This window comes from Pseudomonas sp. F-14 TE3623, from assembly GCF_053629015.1.
Genome location: NZ_JBRJHM010000001.1, coordinates 6,628,635 through 6,653,079, shown reverse-complemented (window position 1 = coordinate 6,653,079; position 24,445 = coordinate 6,628,635). Strand labels below are relative to the sequence as shown.

24 protein-coding genes are annotated in these 24,445 nt (G+C 60.4%); 13 read left to right on the top strand and 11 right to left on the bottom strand.

Annotation, left to right across the window (positions count from 1 at the left end):
• Positions 1-7: 7 nt before the first annotated feature.
• The 3 genes from AB7M29_RS30765 to AB7M29_RS30755 all read left to right on the top strand — a co-directional run bounded on the left by AB7M29_RS30765 (position 8) and on the right by AB7M29_RS30755 (position 3,999).
• Positions 8-1,657 (top strand): acyl-CoA dehydrogenase family protein, encoded by a 1,650-nt coding sequence (locus AB7M29_RS30765; protein ID WP_217858148.1) that lies wholly within the window; start codon positions 8-10, stop codon positions 1,655-1,657.
• Between the two features lie 129 nt (positions 1,658-1,786).
• Positions 1,787-3,286 (top strand): AMP nucleosidase, encoded by a 1,500-nt coding sequence (gene amn, locus AB7M29_RS30760; protein WP_217858147.1) that lies wholly within the window; start codon positions 1,787-1,789, stop codon positions 3,284-3,286.
• Between the two features lie 71 nt (positions 3,287-3,357).
• A complete protein-coding gene (locus AB7M29_RS30755) occupies positions 3,358-3,999 on the top strand; it encodes a pseudouridine synthase (protein ID WP_225923286.1) in 642 nt (213 codons plus the stop codon).
• On the opposite strand, the gene AB7M29_RS30750 is transcribed toward AB7M29_RS30755, so the two are convergent.
• Together AB7M29_RS30750 and AB7M29_RS30745 are read right to left on the bottom strand one after the other, a co-directional pair.
• Positions 3,994-4,203: a DUF2788 domain-containing protein gene (locus AB7M29_RS30750; protein ID WP_007894445.1), complete on the bottom strand. Its 210-nt coding sequence runs from the start codon at positions 4,201-4,203 to the stop codon at positions 3,994-3,996. The genes AB7M29_RS30755 and AB7M29_RS30750 overlap by 6 nt on opposite strands.
• Before the next feature lie 225 nt (positions 4,204-4,428).
• Positions 4,429-4,908, bottom strand: coding sequence for an Lrp/AsnC family transcriptional regulator (locus AB7M29_RS30745; RefSeq protein WP_007894448.1), 480 nt, complete (start codon positions 4,906-4,908; stop codon positions 4,429-4,431).
• A gap of 435 nt (positions 4,909-5,343) precedes the next feature.
• Between AB7M29_RS30745 and AB7M29_RS30740 the strand changes: the two genes are divergently transcribed.
• Positions 5,344-6,342: a DUF6515 family protein gene (locus AB7M29_RS30740; protein ID WP_454248647.1), complete on the top strand. Its 999-nt coding sequence runs from the start codon at positions 5,344-5,346 to the stop codon at positions 6,340-6,342.
• On the opposite strand, the gene AB7M29_RS30735 is transcribed toward AB7M29_RS30740, so the two are convergent.
• Complete coding sequence (locus tag AB7M29_RS30735) at positions 6,336-7,232, bottom strand: cation diffusion facilitator family transporter (protein ID WP_217858145.1); 897 nt, start codon at positions 7,230-7,232, stop codon at positions 6,336-6,338. The genes AB7M29_RS30740 and AB7M29_RS30735 overlap by 7 nt on opposite strands.
• Before the next feature lie 41 nt (positions 7,233-7,273).
• Complete coding sequence (locus AB7M29_RS30730; protein WP_217858144.1) at positions 7,274-7,693, bottom strand: polyribonucleotide nucleotidyltransferase; 420 nt, start codon at positions 7,691-7,693, stop codon at positions 7,274-7,276.
• Between the two features lie 109 nt (positions 7,694-7,802).
• Between AB7M29_RS30730 and hrpB the strand changes: the two genes are divergently transcribed.
• A complete protein-coding gene (hrpB, locus tag AB7M29_RS30725; RefSeq protein WP_454248646.1) occupies positions 7,803-10,319 on the top strand; it encodes an ATP-dependent helicase HrpB in 2,517 nt (838 codons plus the stop codon).
• 125 nt (positions 10,320-10,444) lie between these two features.
• On the opposite strand, the gene AB7M29_RS30720 is transcribed toward hrpB, so the two are convergent.
• Positions 10,445-11,527 carry an endonuclease/exonuclease/phosphatase family protein gene (locus tag AB7M29_RS30720; protein WP_454248645.1) on the bottom strand — a complete coding sequence of 361 codons (1,083 nt, stop codon included), beginning with the start codon at positions 11,525-11,527 and terminating at the stop codon, positions 10,445-10,447.
• A gap of 74 nt (positions 11,528-11,601) precedes the next feature.
• On the bottom strand, positions 11,602-12,276 hold the full coding sequence (locus tag AB7M29_RS30715; protein ID WP_201062083.1) for a YciC family protein: 675 nt from the start codon (positions 12,274-12,276) through the stop codon (positions 11,602-11,604).
• A 177-nt stretch (positions 12,277-12,453) separates the two neighbouring features.
• Here AB7M29_RS30715 and AB7M29_RS30710 point away from each other — a divergent pair, with 177 nt between their 5' ends.
• The 3 genes from AB7M29_RS30710 to AB7M29_RS30700 all read left to right on the top strand — a co-directional run bounded on the left by AB7M29_RS30710 (position 12,454) and on the right by AB7M29_RS30700 (position 14,450).
• Positions 12,454-13,194: a DUF2076 domain-containing protein gene (locus tag AB7M29_RS30710; RefSeq protein ID WP_454248644.1), complete on the top strand. Its 741-nt coding sequence runs from the start codon at positions 12,454-12,456 to the stop codon at positions 13,192-13,194.
• 142 nt (positions 13,195-13,336) lie between these two features.
• Positions 13,337-13,816, top strand: coding sequence for a LabA-like NYN domain-containing protein (locus tag AB7M29_RS30705; RefSeq protein WP_030129509.1), 480 nt, complete (start codon positions 13,337-13,339; stop codon positions 13,814-13,816).
• Between the two features lie 22 nt (positions 13,817-13,838).
• Entirely contained in the window at positions 13,839-14,450 is a 612-nt protein-coding gene (locus AB7M29_RS30700; protein ID WP_007895390.1) for a 3'-5' exonuclease, read from the top strand.
• A gap of 130 nt (positions 14,451-14,580) precedes the next feature.
• Here the strand turns inward: AB7M29_RS30700 and AB7M29_RS30695 are convergent, their stop codons facing one another.
• Positions 14,581-15,027, bottom strand: a complete 447-nt coding sequence (locus AB7M29_RS30695) for an Lrp/AsnC family transcriptional regulator (protein ID WP_217858139.1) — start codon at positions 15,025-15,027, stop codon at positions 14,581-14,583.
• 163 nt (positions 15,028-15,190) lie between these two features.
• On the opposite strand from AB7M29_RS30695, the gene yedA reads away from it, so the two are divergent.
• A complete protein-coding gene (gene yedA, locus AB7M29_RS30690; protein WP_201062086.1) occupies positions 15,191-16,117 on the top strand; it encodes a drug/metabolite exporter YedA in 927 nt (308 codons plus the stop codon).
• Positions 16,118-16,182: 65 nt separating this feature from the next.
• The gene (locus AB7M29_RS30685; protein WP_038981420.1) at positions 16,183-17,517 is read left to right on the top strand and encodes a DEAD/DEAH box helicase; all 1,335 of its coding nucleotides are present in this window, start codon (positions 16,183-16,185) and stop codon (positions 17,515-17,517) included.
• Positions 17,518-17,640: 123 nt separating this feature from the next.
• Here the strand turns inward: AB7M29_RS30685 and AB7M29_RS30680 are convergent, their stop codons facing one another.
• Positions 17,641-18,882, bottom strand: a complete 1,242-nt coding sequence (locus tag AB7M29_RS30680; RefSeq protein ID WP_217858137.1) for a TIGR03862 family flavoprotein — start codon at positions 18,880-18,882, stop codon at positions 17,641-17,643.
• A gap of 282 nt (positions 18,883-19,164) precedes the next feature.
• A complete protein-coding gene (locus AB7M29_RS30675; protein WP_454248643.1) occupies positions 19,165-20,085 on the bottom strand; it encodes a histone deacetylase family protein in 921 nt (306 codons plus the stop codon).
• A gap of 229 nt (positions 20,086-20,314) precedes the next feature.
• Here AB7M29_RS30675 and AB7M29_RS30670 point away from each other — a divergent pair, with 229 nt between their 5' ends.
• The 3 genes from AB7M29_RS30670 to AB7M29_RS30660 all read left to right on the top strand — a co-directional run bounded on the left by AB7M29_RS30670 (position 20,315) and on the right by AB7M29_RS30660 (position 22,450).
• Positions 20,315-20,884, top strand: coding sequence for a GNAT family N-acetyltransferase (locus tag AB7M29_RS30670; protein ID WP_454248642.1), 570 nt, complete (start codon positions 20,315-20,317; stop codon positions 20,882-20,884).
• A 106-nt stretch (positions 20,885-20,990) separates the two neighbouring features.
• The gene (tesB, locus tag AB7M29_RS30665) at positions 20,991-21,860 is read left to right on the top strand and encodes an acyl-CoA thioesterase II (RefSeq protein ID WP_007895344.1); all 870 of its coding nucleotides are present in this window, start codon (positions 20,991-20,993) and stop codon (positions 21,858-21,860) included.
• Positions 21,857-22,450, top strand: a complete 594-nt coding sequence (locus tag AB7M29_RS30660; RefSeq protein ID WP_454248641.1) for an HAD family hydrolase — start codon at positions 21,857-21,859, stop codon at positions 22,448-22,450. Before tesB ends, AB7M29_RS30660 begins: the two co-directional genes overlap by 4 nt.
• 126 nt (positions 22,451-22,576) lie before the next feature.
• Here the strand turns inward: AB7M29_RS30660 and AB7M29_RS30655 are convergent, their stop codons facing one another.
• Positions 22,577-23,536: an alpha/beta fold hydrolase gene (locus AB7M29_RS30655; protein WP_217858133.1), complete on the bottom strand. Its 960-nt coding sequence runs from the start codon at positions 23,534-23,536 to the stop codon at positions 22,577-22,579.
• Positions 23,536-24,429 (bottom strand): KPN_02809 family neutral zinc metallopeptidase, encoded by an 894-nt coding sequence (gene ypfJ, locus AB7M29_RS30650; RefSeq protein ID WP_217858132.1) that lies wholly within the window; start codon positions 24,427-24,429, stop codon positions 23,536-23,538. The genes AB7M29_RS30655 and ypfJ overlap by 1 nt, the downstream gene beginning before the upstream one ends.
• Positions 24,430-24,445 lie beyond the last annotated feature (16 nt).

Genomic DNA, 24,445 nt, shown 5'->3' with positions numbered 1-24,445 from the left:
CCCCGTCATGAACCTGCATCAGTTCGCCGAAACCCACGAAGTCACCAACCAGCCTCCATCGCTGGACGGCACCAACCTCTATCGCATCGACCTGCCGTTGCAGGAGTGGTCGCGGCGTTTCGATGCCGGTTGGGCCGAGTCGCGGATCGACGCTTACGGCGCATTGGCCGGCGGGCCGCTGATGGAGGCGGGGTTTGCGGCCAATCAGAACAAACCGGTGTTCGTCAGCCATGACCGCTACGGCTATCGCATCGATTTGGTGGAATTTCACCCGGCTTACCACGAGTTGATGCGCACGGCGGTGGAGCATGGCCTGACAGGCTTGCCCTGGACCGATCCCCAACCGGGCGCCCACGTTGCCCGCGCGTCCATGACCTATTTGCACAGTCAGGCTGAAGCCGGCAGCGGTTGCCCGCTGACCATGACCTTCGCCAGTGTCCCGGCGATGCGCCTGCAACCGGATCTGGCCGAACAATGGCTGCCGAAAATCCTCGCCACCGAATACGACCCGCGCAACGTCGGCATGGCCCACAAGGCCGGGGTCACCATCGGCATGGCCATGACCGAGAAACAGGGCGGCACCGACGTGCGAGCCAACACCACCAAGGCTTATCCGGTCGGCGCCAGTGGGCCCGGTCAGGCGTATGAACTGGTGGGCCACAAGTGGTTCTGCTCGGCGCCGATGTGCGACGCCTTCCTGACCCTGGCCCAGACCGACAAAGGCTTGACCTGTTTCCTGCTGCCGCGTCATCGACCAGACGACACACGCAATCAGTTCTACATCCAGCGGCTGAAGAACAAACTCGGCAACTGGTCCAATGCCTCCAGCGAGGTGGAATTCCGTGGCGCCCTGGCCTGGATGGTCGGCGAAGAGGGGCGAGGTGTTCCAACCATCATCGAAATGGTTGCCATGACCCGCTTCGATTGCATGGTCGGCTCCAGCGCGCTGATGCGCCAGGCGTTGACCCAGGCCAGCCATCACTGCGCCCACCGCAAGGTCGGTGGCAAGTTGCTGAGCGAGCAACCCTTGATGCAAAACGTACTGGCCGACCTGGCCCTGGAAAGCGAAGCGGCGTTGGCCTTGAGTTTGCGCATGGGCCGGTCGCTGGATCATCTGGATGACGAGCACGAAGCAAAATTCGCCCGACTGGTGACGGCGGTGGGCAAGTACTGGATCTGCAAACGCGCGCCCGCGATGATCAATGAGGCTGCCGAATGCATGGGCGGCGCCGGTTATGTCGAAGAAAGCATCTTGCCGCGTTTGTATCGTGAGGCCCCGGTTAACTCGACGTGGGAAGGTTCCGGCAACGTGCAATGCCTCGACGTGTTGCGCGCATTGTCGAAAGAGCCGGGCGTGCTTGATGTGCTGTTCAGCGAATTGGGCGACGGTCATGGCGACAAACGTCTGGCCGCGCATATCAGCCAATTGCAGGCGGCGTTCAAGGACACCGCCGAAATTCAATACCGCGCCCGCCAGCTCACCGAAGACATCGCCTTGGGGCTTCAGGCCAAGCTGTTGCTGGAGGCGGGGAATGCGGCGGTCAGTGATGCCTTCATCGCCAGTCGCCTCGGGTCGGCCGGTCGGGTGTATGGAACGTTGCCGCGCGGGCTGGATGTGGAAGCGATTGTGGCCCGGTCGACCCCGCAAGGGTTCTGACCACAATTTGATCAACAGCACTGAAACCTGTGGGAGCGGGCTTGCCCGCTCCCACAGGGTTTATCTGTATCTCAGAATTGATGTGCAGCCAACACGCCACTGTTCCCGTGAAGCGACGATGCAGGCAAGATGAAGGTCTGCAAGTCAGAACACAGGAAGCTGATCGTGACCGAAGCGTTTATTGTCGTTCAAACCGCCGAGCAAGCCGTGGATCGGCTTGCTGCCTTGCACGAGCGTGCAACCACAGCGCTGAATCAGGCGCTCAAGCGTTATCTCAAGGATCGCGTCGAGCCGGACGCAGAGCAGCGTGCTCTGTTTCGTTATCCCGAGTTGCGTCTGACCTACCTTTGCCAGGGCGAAGTCCCACAGACCACTCGCGCCTATGCCAAGGTTCAACTGCCGGGAACCTACAGCGTCACCGTCACTCATCCCCGCGCTTTCCGCAAATACCTGCTGGAACAACTTGTCCCGTTGATGCACGACTTCACCGTGACCGTGGAAGTCGGCGTCAGTCAGCAGAACATTCCGTATCCGTATGTGGTCGAGCAGGGCGATGAGCTGGCCGGCTCCGGCGTCACGGCGGCGGTGCTGGCGCGCGTGTTCCCGAGTACGGATTTGTCGGCCGCCACCGATGGCATTGCCGATGGTTTGTACGATTGGGAAAACACCGACCCGTTGCCCCTGGCCCTGTTCGACGCCGCGCGAGTGGATTTCTCCCTGCGCCGACTGGTGCATTACACCGGCAGCGACTGGCGCCATGTGCAGCCGTGGATTCTGCTGACCAACTACCACCGCTACGTCGACCAGTTCATCGTTCATGGCCTTGAGCAACTGCGCAACGATCCGCGTTTTGTGCGCATGGTGTTGCCGGGCAACGTGATCATCGAAAAGAGCATGGACCACGGCGAAGCGTCGGCGATTGCCGCGGGCGTGGTCTGGCATCGTTACCAGATGCCGGCCTATCACCTGATCGCCAGCGACGGCCATGGCGTGACCCTGGTGAACATCGGCGTCGGCCCGTCCAACGCCAAGAACATCACCGACCACCTGGCCGTGCTGCGTCCGCATTGCTGGCTGATGATTGGTCACTGTGGCGGCTTGCGTCAGTCGCAGACCATTGGCGACTACGTGCTGGCCCACGCTTACATGCGCCGCGACGGGATTCTCGACCGGGTCGTGCCGCCGAACATTCCGATTCCGGCCCTGGCCGAAGTGCAGATGGCGTTGCAGCAAGCGGCGGCCAACATCACCGGTGAGAAGGGCGACGAGCTGAAGAAACGCCTGCGTACCGGAACCGTATTGACCTACGACGACCGTAACTGGGAACTGCGCTGGGCGCAGGAACGTCCGCTGATCAACCTGTCTCGCGCCGTGGCGGTGGACATGGAAAGCGGCACCATCGCCGCGCAGGGTTACCGCTTGCGGGTGCCATACGGCACATTGCTCTGCGTATCGGACAAACCGTTGCACAGCGAAATCAAACTGCCGGGTTCGGCCAACGCCTTCTATGAACGCGCGGTCAGCCAGCACTTGAAGATCGGCATCGAAGCGGTGGATCTGTTGCGCACCGAGCTCAACTCGCTGCACTCGCGCAAACTGCGCAGCTTCGACGAGCCGCCGTTCCGCTGATTGTTCTCATGGTCATTTAGCGGTTGGGGCACTAGCATTAGCAGCCCTGACCGTTAGATGTTCTTCTCGCCATGTCTCGTCCTCCACGTCCCGTTTCCCGTCGCCCTGGCGTGAAGCCTGCGCCATCCTCTTCAGCCCCGCGCCGTGTCGCCAAAGCGCCGCCGGCCGAGCCGAAGCTGATTCTGTTCAACAAACCTTTCGATGTGCTGACGCAATTCAGCGACGGCGAAGGGCGGGCGACGCTCAAGGATTTTATCGAGATTCCGGGAATTTATCCGGCAGGGCGGCTGGACCGTGACAGCGAAGGCTTGCTGTTGCTGACCAATGACGGTCAGCTTCAGGCGCGAATTGCCGACCCGAAACACAAACTGGCCAAGACTTACTGGGTGCAAGTGGAAGGTGAGCCAACCGCTGTGCAGTTGCAGCGATTGCGCGATGGCGTCGAACTGAACGACGGCATGACATTGCCGGCCGAAGCGCGACAGCTGGATGAGCCCGAACTGTGGCCGCGCAACCCGCCAGTGCGCTTTCGTAAAAGCGTGCCGACCAGTTGGCTGGAGCTGGTGATTCGCGAAGGGCGCAACCGTCAGGTACGACGCATGACCGCGGCGGTCGGCTTGCCGACGTTGCGTCTGGTGCGGGTCAGAATCGGCGACTGGTCGATCGAAGGGCTCGATCAGGGCCAGTGGAAGGAAGTGCCGGCGCGCTTATAGAGTGCCGGATTCGATCAGGCCGATCACCACGCTTTTGATCACGAACGCGGCCACGCCCAGCCCCAGTACGAAGAACAGAATAAACGAGCCGAAGCGCCCGGCCTTGGATTTTTTCGCCAGATCCCAGACGATGAAACCCATGAAAATGATCAGGATGCTGACCAGGCCAGTCATCATCCACTCTTCGAGTACTGCAGGATCCATCGAACATCTCCAGCGCGGGTGGGGCTAAAAGGCGCTGGAGTATACGCCATGGCGGATTGGCGGGGCATTGACCTGCGTCGGTGTGTCGCAGCTATTCGTCGCCCAGAGCACTCTTGTAGGAGCTGTCGAGTGAAACGAGGCTGCGATCTTTTGATCTTGTTTTTAAAAAGCAAAATCAAAAGATCGCAGCCTCGTTTCACTCGACAGCTCCTACAGAAGCGGGTTTCAGCTGCGCAAATGAGTCAGCGGCAACTCGGTGCTGTTGAGCACCTGATTCAACACAAAACTTGACCGCACACTCGTCACCCCTTCAATCCGGGTCAGATGCCCCAGCAGCAGTTTCTGATAGTGGTCCATGTCCGGCACCACTACCTTGAGCTGATAATCCGCATCCATTCCCGTCACCAGGCTGCATTCCAGCACTTGCGGCAAGGTGCGAATGGCGGCTTCGAAGTTCTCGAAACGCTCGGGTGTATGGCGGTCCATGCCGATCAGCACGTAGGCGGTCAGGCTCAGGCCGAGCATCTTGCGGTCCAGCAAGGCGACCTGGCGGGTGATGTAACCGTCGTCTTCCAGTTGCTTGACCCGCCGCGAGCAAGGCGAAGGCGACAGGCCTATGCGTTCGGCCAACTCCTGATTGGAGATGCGCGCGTCGCGCTGTAATTCCGCCAAAATGCTCAAGTCGTATCGGTCGAGTTTGCTCATCAATCTGGCCTTTGTCATAACTATTGCGGCGGATTATCTATCCTGAGTTAAAAATTGCGCAAGTGATGTTTATTTGAGCAATCTTCGCAATCCTCTGTCGTCGCTCCGGGCCTATTCTTATCACCAGAATCACTGCTCGGACAAACAGTCCAATGCGGCTCGCCCAATCAGGCCAGCTGCGGTCGCCACCCCCACCGGGGATGTGTTGGCCCCCGAGCTACACACTGTCCAGAAGACGGCGTGAGGTGAGCCGACGTCATAAGCGTCGAGCACGGACGAAGTTCTCAAAGGGAGGCCGACGGGTCTCCCTTTTTTATTGCCCGGAATTCATGGGCGACCCTCAATAAATAAGTTGCGTGACTGATAACCTGTTGCAGAACCGGCCTGTGCTTTCCCAGTCTTACGTACAGGCCCTAACCCGCAGTGAGGAAAAGCATGAAGTCGCGCATCTGGCGTTTGGCCGGTGTTGGTTTGCTGTGTGTGAGTGTCACTGCGCAATCGCTTGCCGACGAGCCGCAAATCCGTGGGCCCGATGGCGGCCAGCGCGGACCGGATCATCAAGGAAAGGGCCAGGGCCATGACGGTAACAACCAGCCCCGGCCGCAGAACAACGAAATCATTCGTGGCGACAACAGCCGCAAGTTCGAACTCCACGACCAGAATCAGGGCGGCGAGCGGCAGAACCGTCCCTCGCACGATCCCAATACTCAGGGCCGACCGCCGCAACAACCCAGTAACAATCTGCCGATTCAGGGCCGGCCCGACACCGTGCGCCAGACCCAGGAACCCCGGCGTGGCTACTATCAGGACGAACCACGGCGCAACAATGACAACCGGAATTGGCAGACTGGCGGTCAGGGCTCACGTCATGATGATCGTCGCTGGCCCGGTCGCCCGGATGGGCGCGGCAATGGCTGGGGCCCCGGCCCGCAGTATCGTCCGGGGTACGTGATCGACCGCTTCCCGGAGCGCAACTACCGCGTGCCGTATCGTGGCCAGGATTATTTCTATTCCGGTGGTTACTGGTATCGCCCGCACGGCCCACGTTACGTGGTGGTTCAGCCGCCTCGCGGGATTCGGGTCAGCTACTTGCCCGATTACGCGCGTGAAGTGTGGATCGGCGGTGCGTTGTTGTTCCTGGCGGCCGGTGCGTATTACGCCTATCAGGAGAGCACTCGGGATTACGTCGTGGTCGAACCACCCGTGCAGCCGCAACCGGTGAACACTGGTTATGACGTGGTGGCGTATCCGGCCAACGGCCAGTCGCCAGAGGAGGTCAGTCGGGACGGTTACGAGTGCTATCGCTGGGCCATGGAGCAGAGCGGTTTCGATCCGCGCGCCGTCACCTATCAACCGGATCCGTCGGTGGTGCAAGCCTACCGACAGGCCCAGGGCAACTGTCTGAGTAGTCGCGGTTATCAGGTGAGTTACTGAGCCCTGGCGGCGTTCACCACTTCCTGTGGGTCGGCGTGCACCAGCACTTCGGCTCGCGGGTAGGCGGAGTGAATCGCCTCGGCGGCTTGATCGCTGATGCCGTGGGCAACTGACAGAGTCAGCTCCCCCGGCAATTCCAGATGTAACTGTACGAACCACTGGTTGCCGGAGATTCGTGTGCGCAGGTCATGTGCGCCCAAAACCCCCGGTACGCTGCAGGCCAGTTCAAGCATGTGCTGGCTGACATCCGGCGGCAGCTCTTCATCCATCAGCACTGCAAAACTTTCCCGGGCGATATGAATGGCGCTCCAGAGGATGTAGGCCGCGATCCCCAATCCGAACCAGGGGTCGACTTGATGCCAGCCAAACCCGGCCAGCACCAGCGCCACCAGAATGCTGCCGTTGAGCAGCAGGTCCGAGCGGTAATGCAAGGAGTCGGCACTCACGGCGTTGGAACCGGTTGCCTTGATCACCCGATGCTGCAACATCAGCAGGGCCACGGTCAGGGCGAGGGAGAACACAATCACTCCGATGCTGAGCCACGCTGCGCCTATCGGCTCCGGATGTTTCAATCGTTCAATCGCCTGCAAGGCGATCAGCACCGCACTGCCGCCAATGAACAGCGCCTGAGCCATACCCGCCAATGATTCGGCCTTGCCATGCCCGTAACGATGATCGTCGTCGGCCGGGCGCAAGGCGTAATGCACGGCCAGCAGATTGAGCAGCGAGCTGACGCCATCGAGTGCCGAGTCGGTCAGCCCGGCGAGCATGCTCACCGAGCCGCTCAGCCACCAGGCGATGGCTTTGGCGACGATCAGCGTGCACGCCACCGCCACCGAGGCGCGCGTCGCCAGCCGCAGCAGGCGGGCGTGTTCGGTACTGGTGGTCATAGGTGTGGCTGTTCCTTTAAGTGTCCTTTCGAACGCATGAATTATGCGGCCGGTTGCAGGCCGAACATGGCCAGTTGCTGGGCGCTGCCCTTGTGCTGGATCAGGCGTGGATCGTCCAGCGGGAAGCTGCGGCCCAACTCAGTTTCGAGAATAGTCTGCAACTTGTGGTTATCGACCTTGCCATCGACACCGATGGCTTCCTTGAGTTTTTCCGGAGCCACCTGAGCAGTCCGGCCTGGCTCGAAGTAAATGGCGCCCGTGGCGAAGTCCACCGCAAAGGCGATCAGGCCTGGGATGATGTAAAACAGCAGACCCACGGCATCCAGCGCGGCGATGGCCGGGTCGATCTTGCCGTCGATCTGACCGCGACGATCCGGGTAGAAAATCGAGCCGCAGGCCGTTACCTGGGTCAGCAAGGTCGCGACCAATACACCGCCGATCAAGCGAAAGGGAGCACGCATATGAAATCTCCTGGGTTATTACAAAACGAAGGGGTGCCTGTATGAATTAGGACCGTGATAAACACCAAGCAGTTCGCCGTTATACTCGCCGCTCTGTTTGGGAGCCAGCATGATTTCTTTGCCGATTGATGAAGTTTTACCCGCCCTGCGTGAAGCCCTCGCTACACGCCACGAAGCCGTGCTCGAAGCACCGCCCGGCGCCGGTAAAACCACCCGCGTGCCCTTGGCCTTGCTCGATGAGTCGTGGCTGGCCGGGCAGACCATTCTGATGCTCGAACCGCGCCGATTAGCCGCGCGGGCGGCGGCGGAGCGGTTGGCCAGTGAACTGGGCGAGAAGGTTGGTGAAACCGTTGGCTACCGGATTCGTCTCGACAGCAAAGTCGGCCCCAACACCCGCATCGAAGTGGTCACCGAAGGCATCCTCACCCGGCGCTTGCAGGATGACCCGGCGCTGGAAGGCGTGGGCTTGCTGATTTTCGATGAGTTCCACGAACGCAGTCTCGATGCCGACCTGGCGTTGGCCCTGAGCCTCAATGGCCGGGAGCTGTTTCGTGACGATCAGCCACTGAAAATCCTTCTGATGTCGGCAACCCTGGAAGGCGAGCGCCTGGCCGGGTTGCTGGACGATGCGCCGATCCTGCGCAGCGAAGGTCGCATGTACCCGGTGGCAATGCGTTGGGGTCGGCCGTTTCAGCCCGGTGAATTTATCGAGCCGAGGGTGGTGCAGACCATCCTCGACGCGCTGAACGATGAGACCGGTAGCCTGCTGGTGTTCCTGCCGGGGCAGGCCGAGATCCGTCGGGTGCATCAACAATTGGTCGATGCGCTGGGCGAGGGCACGCCTGTGTTGCTCTGCCCGTTACACGGCGAACTGGATCTGACGGCGCAGCGTGCGGCGATCGATCCGGCGCCTGCGGGTAAACGCAAAGTGGTGCTGGCCACCAACATCGCCGAGACCAGCCTGACCATCAACGGTGTGCGCGTGGTGATCGATGCCGGGCTGGCGCGAGTGCCGCGTTTCGACCCCGGCAGCGGCATGACTCGCCTGGATACTCAGCGCATTTCCAAAGCGAGTGCCACGCAGCGCGCGGGCCGGGCAGGGCGCCTGGAGCCCGGCGTGTGTTATCGGTTGTGGTCGCAGGATCAGCACGAGCAACTGGCGGCTTACGCCAGTGCGGAAATTCTCTCGGCGGACCTCGCCGGGCTGGCCTTGCAACTGGGGCGTTGGGGCGTGACGCCGAGTCAATTGGTGTGGCTCGATGTCCCTCCGGCAGCGGCTTATGCACAGGCTCAAGATCTGCTTGAACGTTTGGGCGCGCTGGAGGGCGAGGCGCTGACCCGTCATGGTCAGGCGATGGCTGAACTGCCGGCTCATCCTCGCATCGCGCATTTGCTGTTACGCGGTCAGGCGCTAGGCTTGGCCGACATGGCCTGTGATGTCGCGGCACTGCTCGGCGAGCGGGATATCTTGCGTGGCGCTGGCGCGGATCTGCACAGCCGATTGGTGCTGTTGTCCGGCGAAGAACGGGCCGCACGCGGCGCTCAGGGTGGCGTGCAACGTGCCCGGCAACTGGCGCGGCAGTATCGCGGTTACCTGCGGGGTAAAGCGTCGGAACCGGTCGGCGATCCGGATCATCCGCGCTGGCTCGGTGCGCTGTTGGCGTTGGCCTATCCCGACCGCGTAGCCCAGCAGCGGCGGGCCGGTGGCGCTGAATATCGATTGGCCAACGGTCGTGCGGCGCTGTTTGCTGAAGCGGACAGCTTGATGAAGCAACCGTGGCTGGTGATCGCCGATCTGGGCAGTCGCCAAGGCCAGCGTGAGGAGCGGATTTATCTGGCGACGGATTTCGATCCAGCGTTGTTCGATTCAGTGCTGGCCGAGCAGGTGCGTTGCGTCGATCAACTGGATTGGGATGAGCGCGAAGGCGTGCTGCGGGCCGAGCGTCAGCGCAAGGTTGGCGAATTGATTCTTAGCCGTGAGCCGCTAACCGGGCTCGACGAAAGCGCCCGCTGTCAGGCGCTGGTGAACCTGGTGCGGCGCAAAGGTCTGGAACTATTGCCGTGGACTCCGGAACTGCGTCAGTGGCAGGCACGAGTTGCGTTATTGCGGCAGTTGGACCTTGGCAGCAAGGGTGAGAGTGAGTGGCCGGATGTCAGCGACACCGCTCTGCTCAAAAGTCTCGAACACTGGTTGATGCCCTATCTGGGGAAAGTCTCGCGCCTCAGTCACTTCGCTAACCTGGACTTGTCGAGCATTGTTCACAACTTGTTGCCGTGGCCGCTGCCGCAACGGCTCGACGAACTGGCGCCGCATCACCTGAGCGTGCCTTCGGGTTCATCGATCCGTTTGGATTACAGCGAACAGCCGCCGATTCTCGCGGTGCGCTTGCAAGAACTGTTCGGCTTGGCCGAGACGCCGCGCATTGCCGGTGGGCGGCAAGTGGTGAAACTGCATCTGCTGTCTCCGGCGCGGCGACCGGTGCAGGTGACTCAGGACCTGGCGAACTTCTGGCGCAGTACGTATGCCGAGGTGAAGAAGGATTTGAAGGGGCGCTATCCGAAGCATTACTGGCCGGATGATCCGCTGGTGGCCGAGGCGACCGCGCGGATCAAGCCTCGTAAATAGTCAGTCGCATCGGTGGTGCGGCATTCGCGAGCAAGCCCGCTCCCACATTAAATCTTCAGTGAGCACAGCATTTGTGTACCACCGAGATTCAGTGTGGGAGCGGGCTTGCTCGCGAAGCTTTTGACCTAAGGCGCTGCCGGCAACAGAAACCGCGCAATCACCGGCAAGTGATCGGAAATCCGTAACGTATCGTCCTGTCTCACCCTCGCCTCAACCCGTTTGATGTGCGGGCTGTAAAACAGGTAATCGACGGTCCGGTCCGGGCCGTTCAAGCCTGGGTCATTCGGGTAATGGGTCAGCCATTGCGCCCGGTCGATACCGCTGGCTTCGTTGTTGGTGGGGATCATCGGGTATTTGTCCCACAGCACATGCAGCGCGCTGTCGGCGGAATAGGGCGTGCGTTGTTCAGCGGGCAGGCGTCGATACTGGCCCAGCGGCAACAGGTTGAAGTCGCCACCGATCAGCCACGGCGTGCCGCGGCTTTCATACTTGTCGAGGACCTTGGCCACGGCTGTCACCTGGCTTTGCAAGGTTTCGTCGAGCGCGGTGGTGGCACGGTCCAGATGGGTGTTGAACACGGCCATTTGGCCGCCATTGCTCAATGGCAGGTGAGTGACCAGCAAGGCGTTTTTCGGCTTGAACAGACGGCTGATGAAATTGGTCGGTGCGACCGGTAATTGCAGGCGTTCGGCGTGTTCGATCTGGTAGCGGCTCAGGGTTGCCAATTGCCGGCCAACGCTGCCGTAGATGTGCGGTTCAGGCACGAAGTCGGCTTTCCAGTCGAAGGCCTGCGCGCTGCACGGATACAGGTCGGTGACTCGATCCTGAAGCAATTTGAACTGGTTCTGGTAGTCACTGGCCTTGGCGCCGTCATCGAGTTCCTGCAACAGCACGATGTCCGGTTGCTCGTCGCGAATCACCCGCGCCACTTCGTCGAGGCTGAAGGCCATGTCTTCAGGTGTAGGGCTCTCGTCGTTCCCTGCGGCCAGGTCGTTCCAGAACACGTAGCGCTTGCCTGCCAGATATTGGACGTTCCAGGTCATCACCTTCAGCGCCTGGCCGGGCACCAGCGTCGGCGCTTGGGCGTTGCAACTGACTGGCAACACTTCCTTGGCTTCGGGGCGCCAGGTCAGGCTGTAGATCAGCAATGCAATCAGGCCAATGGCAATCAGCAGGCACAGCAGGGTGTAGCGCAGTAGACGGGTCATGGCTCGGCTTATAGCGTTACAAAATTGACCCCGAGCATAACCGAGAGCAGCGCCCAAGCCCAAGGGTAGAGCGCTTAGAGCGCTCCGTCAGCTTTCTCGGGCGCATCGGCGATCAGCATGAACAAACGGAACACCACCACGCTGGTGAACAGTTGCAGAAAGCTGTGGGCGCTGTCGATCAGCAGTGATATCACCGGGTTCTGCGGATCAGGGTAAACCGCCAGCGTCGCCCCCTTGAGTACCCACAGCGGGCCCATCACGCACAGAATGCACACCAGAATGCGCAGGAAATTCCCGCGGGTCAGGCGCAGGCTTTCCTTCATCGCCGCCAGCGGTGCCAGGCCGCGCAGCACCAGCAGGTACTCGCCGAACGCCAGTGTCACCATCAACCAGATGCCCGGCAGGAAATACAGCGACAGGCCGATCAGGATCAGCAGCGTATTGAGGGCGGTCAGCAGGGCGAAGCGCGGCCACAGGGTCGCGGAGGTTGCCAGCAAGTCGCGGGTGCGCGGCGATTCGCCACGGCTGCGGGCATCGAGAAACAGGATCAGTGCGGCGGTGTACAGCGGATACACCAGCAGGCCGACCAATACACTGATGCCGGGGAAACTGTCCGGCTCGGTGGAGTGGTCGACCACTTGTTGCAGCAGTGCCTCGACAATCACCAGCGGCAGGCACAGCTGCACGATCTGGCGCAGATTGCGCTTGAAGAAATACAGAGAGTCACGCAGTACGTCGAACGGATTCATCAGTCGGTATCGCAGGTTGAAAGCAGTGCCTCACTTTAACCGATGAAACCCTTTAGGGCGCAAACGTAAACGTTCGGTAAAGGTCATTGAAACATCCTGTATCAGCCCCATTACTGGTGAGCACCTTATCCACAGTGGATGAGGACGACGATTTTCCCGGCAATCTATGAGGTCGCCATGAACAGCGAAGAACAAACCCTGATCGATGGACTGTTTTCCCGGCTGCAACAGGCCGAAACGGATTCAGCCCCGCGCGACGCCCAGGCCGAAGCGCGGATCAAGGAACACCTGACTCGCCAGCCAGCGGCGGGCTATTTCATGACCCAGGCGATTCTGGTGCAAGAGGCAGCCATCAAGAGCCTCGACGAACAGAACAAGCAACTCACCCGACAAGTCCAGCAATTGCAGGCTGAACTGCAATCGGCCAAGGCTCAGACGGCGGCTCCGGCGCCGAGCAGCGGTGGCTTTTTGTCGAGTATCTTCGGTGGTGGCTCCCGTGATCCGCAGCCTGCACCGACTCAAAGCGCAGCCCCGTCGAATGGCGGCTGGCGTGAACCGGGGCGGCCATCGTTCAATGCCCAGCCGCCACAGCAGAATTTCGGTGCCGCACCGCAGCCAAATTACGCACCACAACAGGCGGCCGGCAGCGGTTTCCTCGGCGGTGCATTGAAAACGGCAGCGGGCGTGGCCGGTGGCGTGATGCTCGCGCAGGGCATCAGCAGCCTGTTCCAGCACAATCAGCAGCCGGAAGTGGTTGAAGTCATCAAGGAAGAACCGGCTCAGGTCAACGATCAGAGCGACAGCAGCAATGATCAGCGCGTGGCTGACAACTCCAGCGATCAAGGCGGATTCGCCGACGCCGACTATAGCGATGACAGCTCATCGTTCTTCGGTGGCGACGACGACTCCTTCGTCTGATACATCTGTGGCGAGGGAGCAAGCCCCCTCGCCACACGGCCGATTATTCGCGGAACAATCCTTCGGGCTGGCATACTGGGCAACTTTTCGGGCCCTGGTGCCTGATCCTGCCCGCGCTTTGGCACGCTAATGAGGATGTACGGTGAAAAAAATCGCAGTGTTCGCCGATGTCCAGAACCTCTATTACACCGTGCGTCAGGCTTATGGTTGCCACTTCAACTACGCCGCGCTGTGGGCTGACGTCAGTAAAGAAGGGCAGATCGTCGAGGCCTATGCCTATGCGATCGATCGTGGCGACAGCAAGCAGCAGCAGTTTCAGCAGATCCTGCGCAATCTCGGTTTCATCGTGAAGCTCAAGCCCTACATCCAGCGCAGCGACGGTTCGGCCAAAGGCGACTGGGACGTGGGCATCACCCTCGACATCATGGACGCCGCCGATCATGTCGACGAAGTGGTGCTGGCCTCCGGCGACGGTGATTTCGACATGCTGCTGGAGCGCATCATCAGCAAGCACGGTGTGCAAGCGGTGGCCTATGGCGTACCCGGTCTCACCGCCAATTCGCTGATCCGCGCCGCCAGTCGTTATGTGCCGATCGAAGGCGCGTTGCTGCTCAAGAATTGATTTTTACGGAGTTGAAACAGGTTTGGAACGCATAGCAGTCATCGACTTTGAAACCACCGGACTCTCCCCGAGCAGCAGCTGCCGGGCCACGGAAATTGCCGTGGTGATTCTTGAACAGGGGCGCATCGTCGAGCGTTATCAAAGCCTGATGAACGCCGGCGTGCGGGTGCCGGCCTTCATTGAGCAACTCACCGGCATCAGCAACGCCATGCTGCGCACCGCGCCCTCGGCCGAGCAGGTGATGAACGAGGTCAATGAATTCGTCGGCATCACACCGCTGCTGGCGCACAACGCTGCGTTTGACCAGAAGTTCTGGGACTACGAACTCGGGCGAATCAAACGCACACGATTGCAGAACTTTGCCTGCTCGCTGTTACTCGCCCGCCGCCTGATGCCCGCCGCGCCAGACCACAAACTCGGCACCCTCACCACGTTCGCCAGCCTGCCCAATACCGGCAAGGCTCACCGGGCCATGGCCGATGCCGAAATGGCGGCCAACCTGACGGCGCACTTGGCCGAAGAGTTGCGGCGCAAGCATGGGCTGCGGGAGTTGTCCCATGATCTGCTGGTCAGTTTGCAGAAAGTGCCGGCGGCGAAGATTAATGAGCATTTGAAGCGGTATCGTGGGTTCTGAGTACGCCGCAGATTGAGTGTGGGAGCGGGCTTGCTCGCGAAAACGGTGTGTCAGTCGACATTAATGTTGAATGATAAATCGCTTTCGCGAGCAAGCCCGCTCCCACATTGGGTCTGCGGTGACATTAGATCTACTTCCCTTCCAACTGCCCCAACGGCACGCGCTTCTCGATGGCGCTGGACAGCACGATCGAGGTCTTGCTGAACCCGAACGTGGCGATCCGGTTGATCAACTCTTCCAGCTCCGGCATCGAGCCCACCGCCGCTTGCATGATCACGCACGGGTCGCCGGTGACGCGATGGCATTCGGTGAGCTGTGGGATTTTGATCAGTTCGTCGTAGGTTTTCTGGTTGCCGTGCTGATTCAGGCGCAGTTCGATGACGCACTGGATCGGCAGACCGAGTTTGGCCATGTCGACTTTCGCCTGGTAGCCGGTGATCACCCCGCAGGCCTCAAGTTTGGCCACGCGCTCGGCCACCGCCGGAGCGGACAGGTTCACCTTGCGCGCCAGTTCGGCGTAGGACGCACGACCGTTTTCCAACAGGGCGCTGAGGAGCATGCGGTCGTATTTGTCCATCATGGCATTCCTGAAAAAAGGCTGACTTTCGAAAGCACGGTTTATAGCGCTGAACTCCGTGTTTTGAAAAGTGTACCGGTGCGATAAACAGGTTTTGTAACTTATTTTCTGCCGTTGGCCTTTCTAGAATAGCTGCTCTCTTTGTCTTGTTCTCGAGCTGCCCATGCCTGGCATACGCCGTTTTTCCTTACCGCTGATCGCTGCTTTTTTCGCGCTGTACGTGATTTGGGGATCGACCTACCTGGTGATTCGCATCGGCGTGCAGTACTGGCCGCCGTTGTTGCTCGCCGGTATTCGCTTCGTGATCGCCGGTACGTTGATGTACGCGTTCCTGCGATGGCGCGGGGCGCCGGCACCGACGTGGGCGCAGTGGAAAGCGGCGGGGATCATCGGGATTTTGCTGCTCACGTGCGGCAACGGTGCAGTGAGCGTGGCTGAACACACCGGTGTCGCCTCCGGCGTTGCCGCGTTGGCGGTGGCGACGGTGCCACTGTTCACTTTGTTGTGTGGATATTTCTGGGGCGCGCGTAATACCCGTCTCGAATGGGCCGGGATTGTGCTCGGGCTGATCGGTATCGCCATGCTCAACCTCGGTTCCAATTTGCAATCGAGCCCGTTGGGCGCGGCATTGCTGGTGTTCGCGGCAGCGTCCTGGGCTTTCGGTTCGGTGTGGAGCAAACACTTGCCGTTACCGCAGGGTGCGATGGCCAGTGCGGTGGAAATGCTGGTGGGCGGCGTGGTGTTGTTGATCGGCAGCGCGGTGAGCGGTGAGCATCTTGAGGCCATGCCGCCGATCGAAGGCTGGGCGGCGCTGGCGTACCTGACCATCTTCGGTTCGATCATCGCCTTCAACGCCTACATGTACCTGTTGAAACATGTGCGTCCGGCGGCGGCCACCAGTTATGCCTACGTCAACCCGGCGGTGGCGGTGTTGCTGGGTATCGTATTTGTTGGCGAGACCATTGGTATTGAAGAAGCGCTGGCCATGACAGTGATCATCAGTGCCGTGGTGTTGATCGGGTTGCCGCAGTGGCGTCGAGGTGCCGATCGGCCTGCGGTAGTTGTGCCGACAGAATCCCGAGCGAATTAGGGTAAACTGCGCGCCATTGCACACTCGTTTTGCACAACCGCGCTGAATTTTCCTACGGTACTCCCATGACTTTCGCCACCCTTGGCCTGATCGAACCCTTGCTGCGCGCTCTCGAGACGCTCGGCTACCAGACCCCTACGCCGGTGCAGACACAAGCGATTCCGGCGGTGCTGGCCGGTCGTGACCTGATGGCAGCAGCCCAGACCGGCACCGGCAAGACCGCCGGTTTCGCCTTGCCGCTGCTGCAATTGCTGGCCATGGAAGGTCCGAAAGTCAGCGCCAACTCCGTGCGCGCACTGATCCTGGTGCCGACCCGCGAACTGGCCGAGCAGGTTCACGAAAGCGTGCGTCAGTACGCAGAGAACCTGCCGTTGAGCACGTACGCGGTGTACGGTGGCGTCAGCATCAACCCGCAAATGATGAAGCTGCGCAAAGGCGTCGACCTGTTGGTGGCGACTCCGGGCCGCTTGCTCGACCTGTTTCGCCAGAACGCGCTCAAGTTCAACCAGTTGCAAACCCTGGTGCTGGACGAAGCCGATCGTATGCTCGATCTGGGCTTTTCCGAAGAGCTGGGGAATATCTACAAAGCGCTGCCGAAGAAACGTCAGACGCTGTTGTTCTCCGCGACTTTCTCCGACGCCATCCGCACGCTGGCCGGGCAAATGCTCAACGACCCGCTGAGCATCGAAGTCAGCCCGCGCAACGTCGCTGCCAACACCGTCAAGCAATGGGTGGTGACGGTGGACAAGAAGCGCAAGTCGGAGCTGTTCGTTCATTTGATGCGCAAAGGCAAGTGGAAGCAGGTGCTGGTATTCGCCAAGACCCGTAACGGCGTAGACGCGTTGGTGGAAAAACTCCAGGGCCTGGGCATCAATGCCGACGGCATCCACGGCGACAAACCTCAGGCGACCCGTCAGCGGGCACTGGATCGTTTCAAGGCCAGTGAAGTGCAGATCCTTGTAGCCACCGACGTGGCAGCGCGTGGTCTGGATATCGAAGATTTGCCATTGGTGGTCAATTTCGACCTGCCGATCGTGGCGGAGGACTACATCCACCGCATCGGTCGTACTGGTCGTGCGGGTGCAACCGGGCAGGCTATTTCGCTGGTGTGCGCCGATGAAGTGAATCAGCTGTCAGCCATCGAGATGTTGACCCGTCAGACGTTGACTCGCCAGATGGAACAGGACTTCGAGCCTGAGCACCGCGTACCGGATACCGATGCCAGCGGTCAGGTTGTCAAGAAGCCGAAAAAACCGAAGAAGCCCAAGACCTCCAGTGGCGGCAAGCGCAACCTGGGTAAATGGGTTGAGAGCGGTGATGCCTCGGCGCCGGAGCCTTCGATCAAGCCTGTGCGTAAAGTACCGGTGTTCAATACCGGGCCGCGTAAGCGTAAGCCTTGATTAAACGCTGCGCCGGTTAGACCGCTTTCGCGAGCAAGCCCGCTCCCACATTAATCGCATTCTTCCTGAAAGAACTCGGTCAAATGTGGGAGCGGGCTTGCTCGCGAAGGGCGCACCTCGGTCTCAATCCTTGTGTTTCAACCACTCCACCATCCCCAACCCCGCCGCACGCCCACTGGCGAAACACGCGGTCAGCAGATAGCCGCCGGTCGGCGCTTCCCAATCGAGCATTTCCCCCGCGCAGAACACGCCAGGCAGTTGCTTGAGCATCAAACGTTCATTCATCGACTCGAACATCACGCCCCCCGCGCTGCTGATGGCCTCGTCCAATGGCCGGGTTTTCACCAGCGTCAGTGGCAATGCCTTGATCGCCTTGGCCAGCAATGCCGGATCGGTAAAGTAGTCGGCCGGTGTCAGTTCGCGCAGCAACGCCGCTTTCACGCCATCAAGTCCAAGCTGACTGTGCAGGTGTTTGGACATGGAACGGGAGCCCCGCGGTTTGCTCAGCGCAGACTGGATTTTATCCACAGGCTTGCCCGGCAACAGATCGAGGTGAATGGTTGCCGAGCCGTGTTGATTGATCGCTTCGCGGATCGGTGCCGACAGGGCGTAGATCAAACTGCCTTCAATTCCCGTGGCAGTGATCACGCATTCTCCGAGTCGCGGCACATCGTCATTGAGGCCAATGGCGATGTTTTTCAGCGGGCTGCCAGCGAATTTGCTGACCATCAATTCGCTCCAGGCCTGCACCTCGAAGCCGCAATTGCTCGGTTGCAACGGCGCCAGTCCTACACCGCGCTGTTCCAGCGGCAGCATCCAGGCACCGTCCGAACCGAGACGCGACCAACTGCCGCCGCCGAGCGCCAACAGGGTCGCGTCGGGTTGAACAGTTTTTTCGCCTTCGGGACTGTCGATGCGCAAGTCACCGTTGCCATCCCAGCCGAGCCAGCGATGGCGGGTGTGGATAACTACGCCGGCATCGCGCAGGCGTTTGAGCCAGGCGCGCAACAGGGGCGCGGCTTTCATGTCGGTAGGAAACACCCGGCCGGAACTGCCGACAAAGGTTTCGATGCCCAGGTCATGAATCCATTGGCACAACGCTTCGGCGCCGAAGGACCGTAACAGCGGCGCAATCTGCGGTGCCCGTTCGGCATAGCGTGAGAGGAACGCCGGGTAGGCCTCGGAGTGGGTGATGTTCATGCCGCCGACCCCGGCGAGGAGGAATTTTCGCCCCACTGAAGGCATGCCGTCGTACAGGTCGACTTTGATCCCGGCCTGGCTCAGCACTTCAGCCGCCATCAAACCGGCGGGGCCACCGCCGATGATGGCGACGTGAGGGGGGAGGGAAGTGGAGGGCTGGGTCATGGAATGCGCTGCGGTCTGGCGGAGTAAGCGCCGCATTCTAGCAGCCCCGACCAATGTGGGAGCGGGCTTGCTCGCGAAAGCGGTGGGTCAGTCGATATCAATGTTGATTGTTAAATCGCCTTCGCGAGCAAGCCCGCTCCCACATTTGATCTTCGGTGTTCTCAAATGGGTGGTTAAAAAACAACCACCGTTCTGAAGCCTACACCCCACATGGCCTGCAGACCCTTTCACTCAGGTTATCCACAGGCGGTTCCACAGGCATTGTGGGTAAAGACCCATAGATCAATGACAGCCTGATGACTGCCAGACCCGTTGGGCGCTGTGATGGAGGATTCCATGGCGGCGCGCCAGGGCTTTGCGGTCCTTGCTGTAACCGCCACCGATCACGCCGACCACCGGAATATCCCGGCCCAGGCAATGGCGCATTACGCTTTCATCGCGAGCGGCGACGCCTTCGTCTGTCAGCTTCAGATAACCCAGTGCGTCGTCCTTATGCACATCGACGCCAGCGTCGTACAGCACCAGGTCCGGTTGGTAGAGCGGCAGCAAATAGTTGAGTGCGTCGTCCACCACCTTCAGGTAATCGGCATCGCCCATGCCCATCGGCAACGGAATGTCCCAATCACTTTCGGCTTTGCGTGCAGGAAAATTCTTTTCGCAGTGCAGGGAAACGGTCACTGCCTCCGGAGTGTTGTGCAGAATCCGTGCAGTCCCGTCACCCTGATGCACATCGCAGTCGAAGATCAACACGCGATTCACTCGGCCACTTTCCAGAAGGTAATGGCTGATCACCGCCAGGTCATTGAAGATGCAGAACCCGGCGGGATGATCGTAATGCGCGTGATGAGTGCCACCGGCCAGGTGACAGGCCAAACCATGCTCCAGTGCCTGTTCCGCCGCCAACAGCGAACCGCCGACCGCTCGCACCGTGCGCCGGGCCAGCGCTTCGCTCCAGGGCAAGCCGAGGCGTCGCTGATCTTCGCGGGACAATTCGCCGTCCATGTAGCGTTCGATATACGCAGGGTCATGAGCGAGGGCGAGAATCTCCACTGGGCAGAGGTCCGGGTGCAGCAAGTCGGTGTCGCGGGTCAGGCCACTGTCCACCAAGTGATCGCGCAGCAGGCGAAACTTGTCCATGGGGAAGCGGTGATCCGCCGGGAACTCGGGACTGTAGTCTTCGTGGTAGATCAATGGCAGGGGCATGGCTGATTTATACAGGAAGGCATGTAGGAATGAGTGAAGGATCCTAGGGGCTGTATGAAAACTCGCCGAGCGGCGATCAGGCAAGGCAAAAACAGGCGAGGACGCGGAGTTTAGGGGACCTAAATGAGCATTCCGAGCCTGTTTTTAACGCAGCATGATCGTCGCGCAGGCAGTTTTCGTGCAGTGCCTACCAGCGATGTAGACTTGCGGGATAGGAAAGGGGGACGAGATGGAGCCGATACTGGAACTCGAAAGCGCACGACTGTTGTTACGGCAGTGGCGTGACGAGGATTTACCGGCGTTTGCGGCGATGTGCGCCGATCCACAGGTGATGCGTTATTTTCCGGCACCCTTGAGTCGACTGGAAAGTGCCTCGTTGATCGGGCGGATTCGCGGGCATTTTGCCGAGCACGGTTTCGGCCTCTGGGCGTTGGAGCGCAAGGGCACCGGGGCGTTCATCGGGTTTACCGGGCTGGGTGTGGTCGGCTTCGATGCGCCATTCACGCCGGCCATCGAAATCGGCTGGCGCCTGGCGCGCGAGCACTGGGGGCTGGGTTATGCCGGCGAAGCGGCGTGGACCGCTCTGCGCTGCGGGTTTGACCGGTTGGCGCTGCAAGAGGTCGTCGCCTTCACCACCAAGACCAATCTGCCATCCGAGAAAGTCATGCAAGCGATCGGCATGCACCATGCTCCCGCCGATGACTTCGAGCACCCGCGGCTTGCAGCCGATCATCCGCTGCGTCCGCACGTGTTGTACCGCATCACCCGTGAGCAATGGCTGCAAACCTTGCATGGATAAGCAGGCGCGGACGTTTACAATGGCCCTCATGTTGAACCGGGCCATAAACTGAATCGACCGCCGCAGCCAAGACTGCGCGGCATTGCGTTGTGTGAGGAGAGTCTGAATGAGCCAAGTGTTGGAAGATCTGGTAGACCTGCTGACCCTGGAACCGATTGAAGAAAACCTGTTCCGTGGCCGCAGCCAGGACCTGGGTTTTCGTCAGTTGTTCGGCGGCCAGGTACTCGGCCAGTCCCTGTCGGCGGCGAGTCAGACGGTCGAGCCGGCGCGCCATGTGCATTCGATGCACGGTTATTTCCTGCGCCCGGGCGATGCCAAATTGCCGGTGGTGTATCAGGTCGATCGGGTGCGTGATGGCGGCAGTTTCAGCACGCGCCGGGTGACGGCGATCCAGAAAGGTAATCCGATTTTCACCTGCAGTGCCTCGTTCCAGTACGACGAAGAAGGCTTTCAGCACCAGACCGAGATGCCGCAAGTGGTCGGCCCGGAAAACCTGCCGTCGGAGCTGGAACTCACCCAACAGCGCGCGCACCTGATCCCTGAGCACATGCGCGAAAAACTGCTGTGCCCGAAACCGATCGAAGTCCGGCCGGTGACCGAAAAAGACCCCTACAACCCTCAACCTGCCGATCCAATCAAATACGTCTGGTTCCGCGCCGACGGTGCCTTGGCCGACACCCCGGCGCTGCACAAATACCTGCTGGCCTACGCGTCGGACTTCGGCCTGCTGACCACCTCGATGCTGCCCCACGGCAAATCGGTCTGGCAGAAAGACATGCAGGTCGCCAGCCTTGATCACGCCTTGTGGTTCCACGCCGACCTGCGCGCCGATGACTGGTTGCTGTATGCCATGGACAGCCCGTGGGCCGGCAATTCGCGCGGATTCTCCCGCGGTAGCGTGTTCAACCGTGCCGGGCAACTGGTGGCTTCGGTCACTCAGGAAGGCCTGATTCGTCATCGCAAGGATTGGGCATGAGCCTGGCTGAGGTGCGGCACTGGGTGTTCGACATGGACGGCACCCTGACGGTGGCCGTGCATGACTTCGCGGCGATTCGCGTGGCGTTGGCGATTCCCGCCGAAGACGACATCCTCACCCACCTCGCGGCACTGCCGGCCGATGAAGCTGCGGCCAAACACGCGTGGCTGCTGGAGCACGAGCGGGATCTGGCGTTGGGTTCGAAGCCGGCGCCGGGCGCGGTGGAACTGGTGCGTGAGTTGGCTGGGCGCGGTTATCGTCTGGGCATTCTCACGCGCAATGCTCGCGAGCTGGCGCATGTCACGCTGGAGGCCATCGGCCTGGCCGACTGCTTTGCGGCAGAGGATGTACTGGGCCGCGATGAAGCACCGCCCAAGCCGCATCCTGGTGGGTTGCTGAAACTGGCTGAAGCCTGGAAAGTGCCGGCGAGCGAAATGGTGATGGTCGGTGATTACCGCTTCGATCTGGATTGCGGCCGGGCGGCGGGGGCGCGGACGGTGTTGGTGAATCTGCTGGATAATCCATGGCCGGAATTGACGGATTGGCATGCTGCCGATTGCGTAGCGTTGCGAGAAATGTTGCTGGCTTGAAGGCCCCATCGCGAGCAGGCTCGCTCCCACATTTTAATCACCATGAAATGCAAATTTGCATCCGGCGCAGATCTACTGTGGGAGCGGGCTTGCCCGCGCTAGCGTCAGATCAGGCCCCACAAAAACTCACTGACCAAACAACACCTTCTGCCCCTCTGGCGACATAAACATCCCATCACCATCATGCCCGACCCCGGGCACTTCGATCAGTTGCTGGCTCAATCCTTGAGAATGGCGTCGCTTCAGATAATTGAAATAGTGGCGCCCACGAATCAATCGAGAAGCACCCTGGGCTTTAGCCTCACAACTTTTATCCAGCGCCGGATGATTCGGGTCGATGTCCTGCTGCCCGAGTAAGTAAACGATGTCACGTTTGACGTATTTTTCTTCAAGTTGCGCAGGTGTTTGTCCATCGGCGTAAGCAGGCAGATTCGCCAGTCCATACTTCCATCGATTGAAATTCGGACACCCCGCGTGACTGAACGCCACTGGCCGTTGCTCATTGAAGTAGGCGTACGACGAAGGATTGGCGATCACATAGCGCACTTTTATGCCCTCGGTATCGAGGGCTGGCTGAGGGTGGCCCAGCAAGGCATAACGCTGAACCACCTGAGCGCCGCCGGAGTGACCGGCGATGACGATTTGCTTCACGTCCGGAAACTGTCGCCGATCACCCAGTCGAGCGATGATTTCGTCGAGCGCCGCATAGGAGCTCAGCGTAAACGGCTCAGTGGATAAGCCGCCGGCCATCCAGTCATTGCCTTGCCAGCGTAAAACGCTGTCAGACACCGGATGGCTCGCAATGTCGGTTTCGTTGAGAAACTGCGGGGCGAGTACCAACGTGTTCGCGCTTTGCCCGGCCTGCTCGGCTGCCTTTTCGGCGCTTTGGCGGTAGGTTTCCGCATTGCGTAATCGACCATGGACGATGATCAGCACGCGTTCGATTTTCGCCGGCGACGGGCCAATGCTCACTGCAATTTCCCCGGCACTCAACAGCAAGCGCCCGGAACTGATCGCCTTGACCCCTTGCTCGGCAGCCTGGGTGCTTGCGCAGGTGATTAACAGAGCCAGCAGCCACTTACGCATCACAGATTCTTCGCGGCAAAGGTATCGCACTCGCCAACTTGGCCTTGTGCGAATCCGGCCTTGAACCAGCGCACTCGCTGGGCCGAAGTGCCATGGGTGAAGGAGTCCGGCACCACGCGGCCCTGACCTTGCTGTTGCAAGCGATCGTCGCCGATGGCGTTGGCGGCGTTCAAGGCTTCTTCGATGTCACCGGGTTCCAGCCAGTTCAGACGTTTTTGCGCATGGTTGGCCCAGACCCCGGCCAGACAATCGGCCTGCAATTCCTGGCGCACCAGCAAACCATTGTCGCCTTCCATCTGCCGGCCCTGTTGGCGAGCGGTCTGAATTTTCTGGGAAACGCCGAGCAAGGTCTGCACGTGGTGCCCGATTTCGTGAGCGATCACGTAGGCCTGAGCGAAGTCGCCCGCGGCGGAAAAGCGTTGGGACATCTCTTGAAAGAAACTCATGTCCAGGTAGACCTTCTGGTCAGCCGGGCAATAGAAGGGACCGGTTGCTGAAGTCGCCAGGCCGCAGGCCGAATTGACGCGGTTGCTGAACAGTACCAGGGTCGGGTCCTTATATTGCCGATCGGCCTGCTGGAAAATCTGGCGCCAGGTGTCTTCGGTATCGCCGAGGATCGAGCGCACGAATTCGGCCCCTTCATCATTGGCCGGCGGCGCCTTGCGGGTTTGGGTGGGGGCCGGAGCTGATTGCTCGCTCATCTGTCCGGTCAGTTGGCCGAGGATCTGCATCGGGTCCTGGCCGGTGATCCAGCCGATCCCGACGATCAACAGGATTGCCGTCAGGCTCAGGCCCTTGCCTCCACCGAAGCGCATTCCACCGCCCCCACCACCGACATCATCGCCACGTGCATCGACCACGTTGTCGCTGCGTCGGCCTTTTTTCCAAAGCATGGGGGATCCTCTTTTT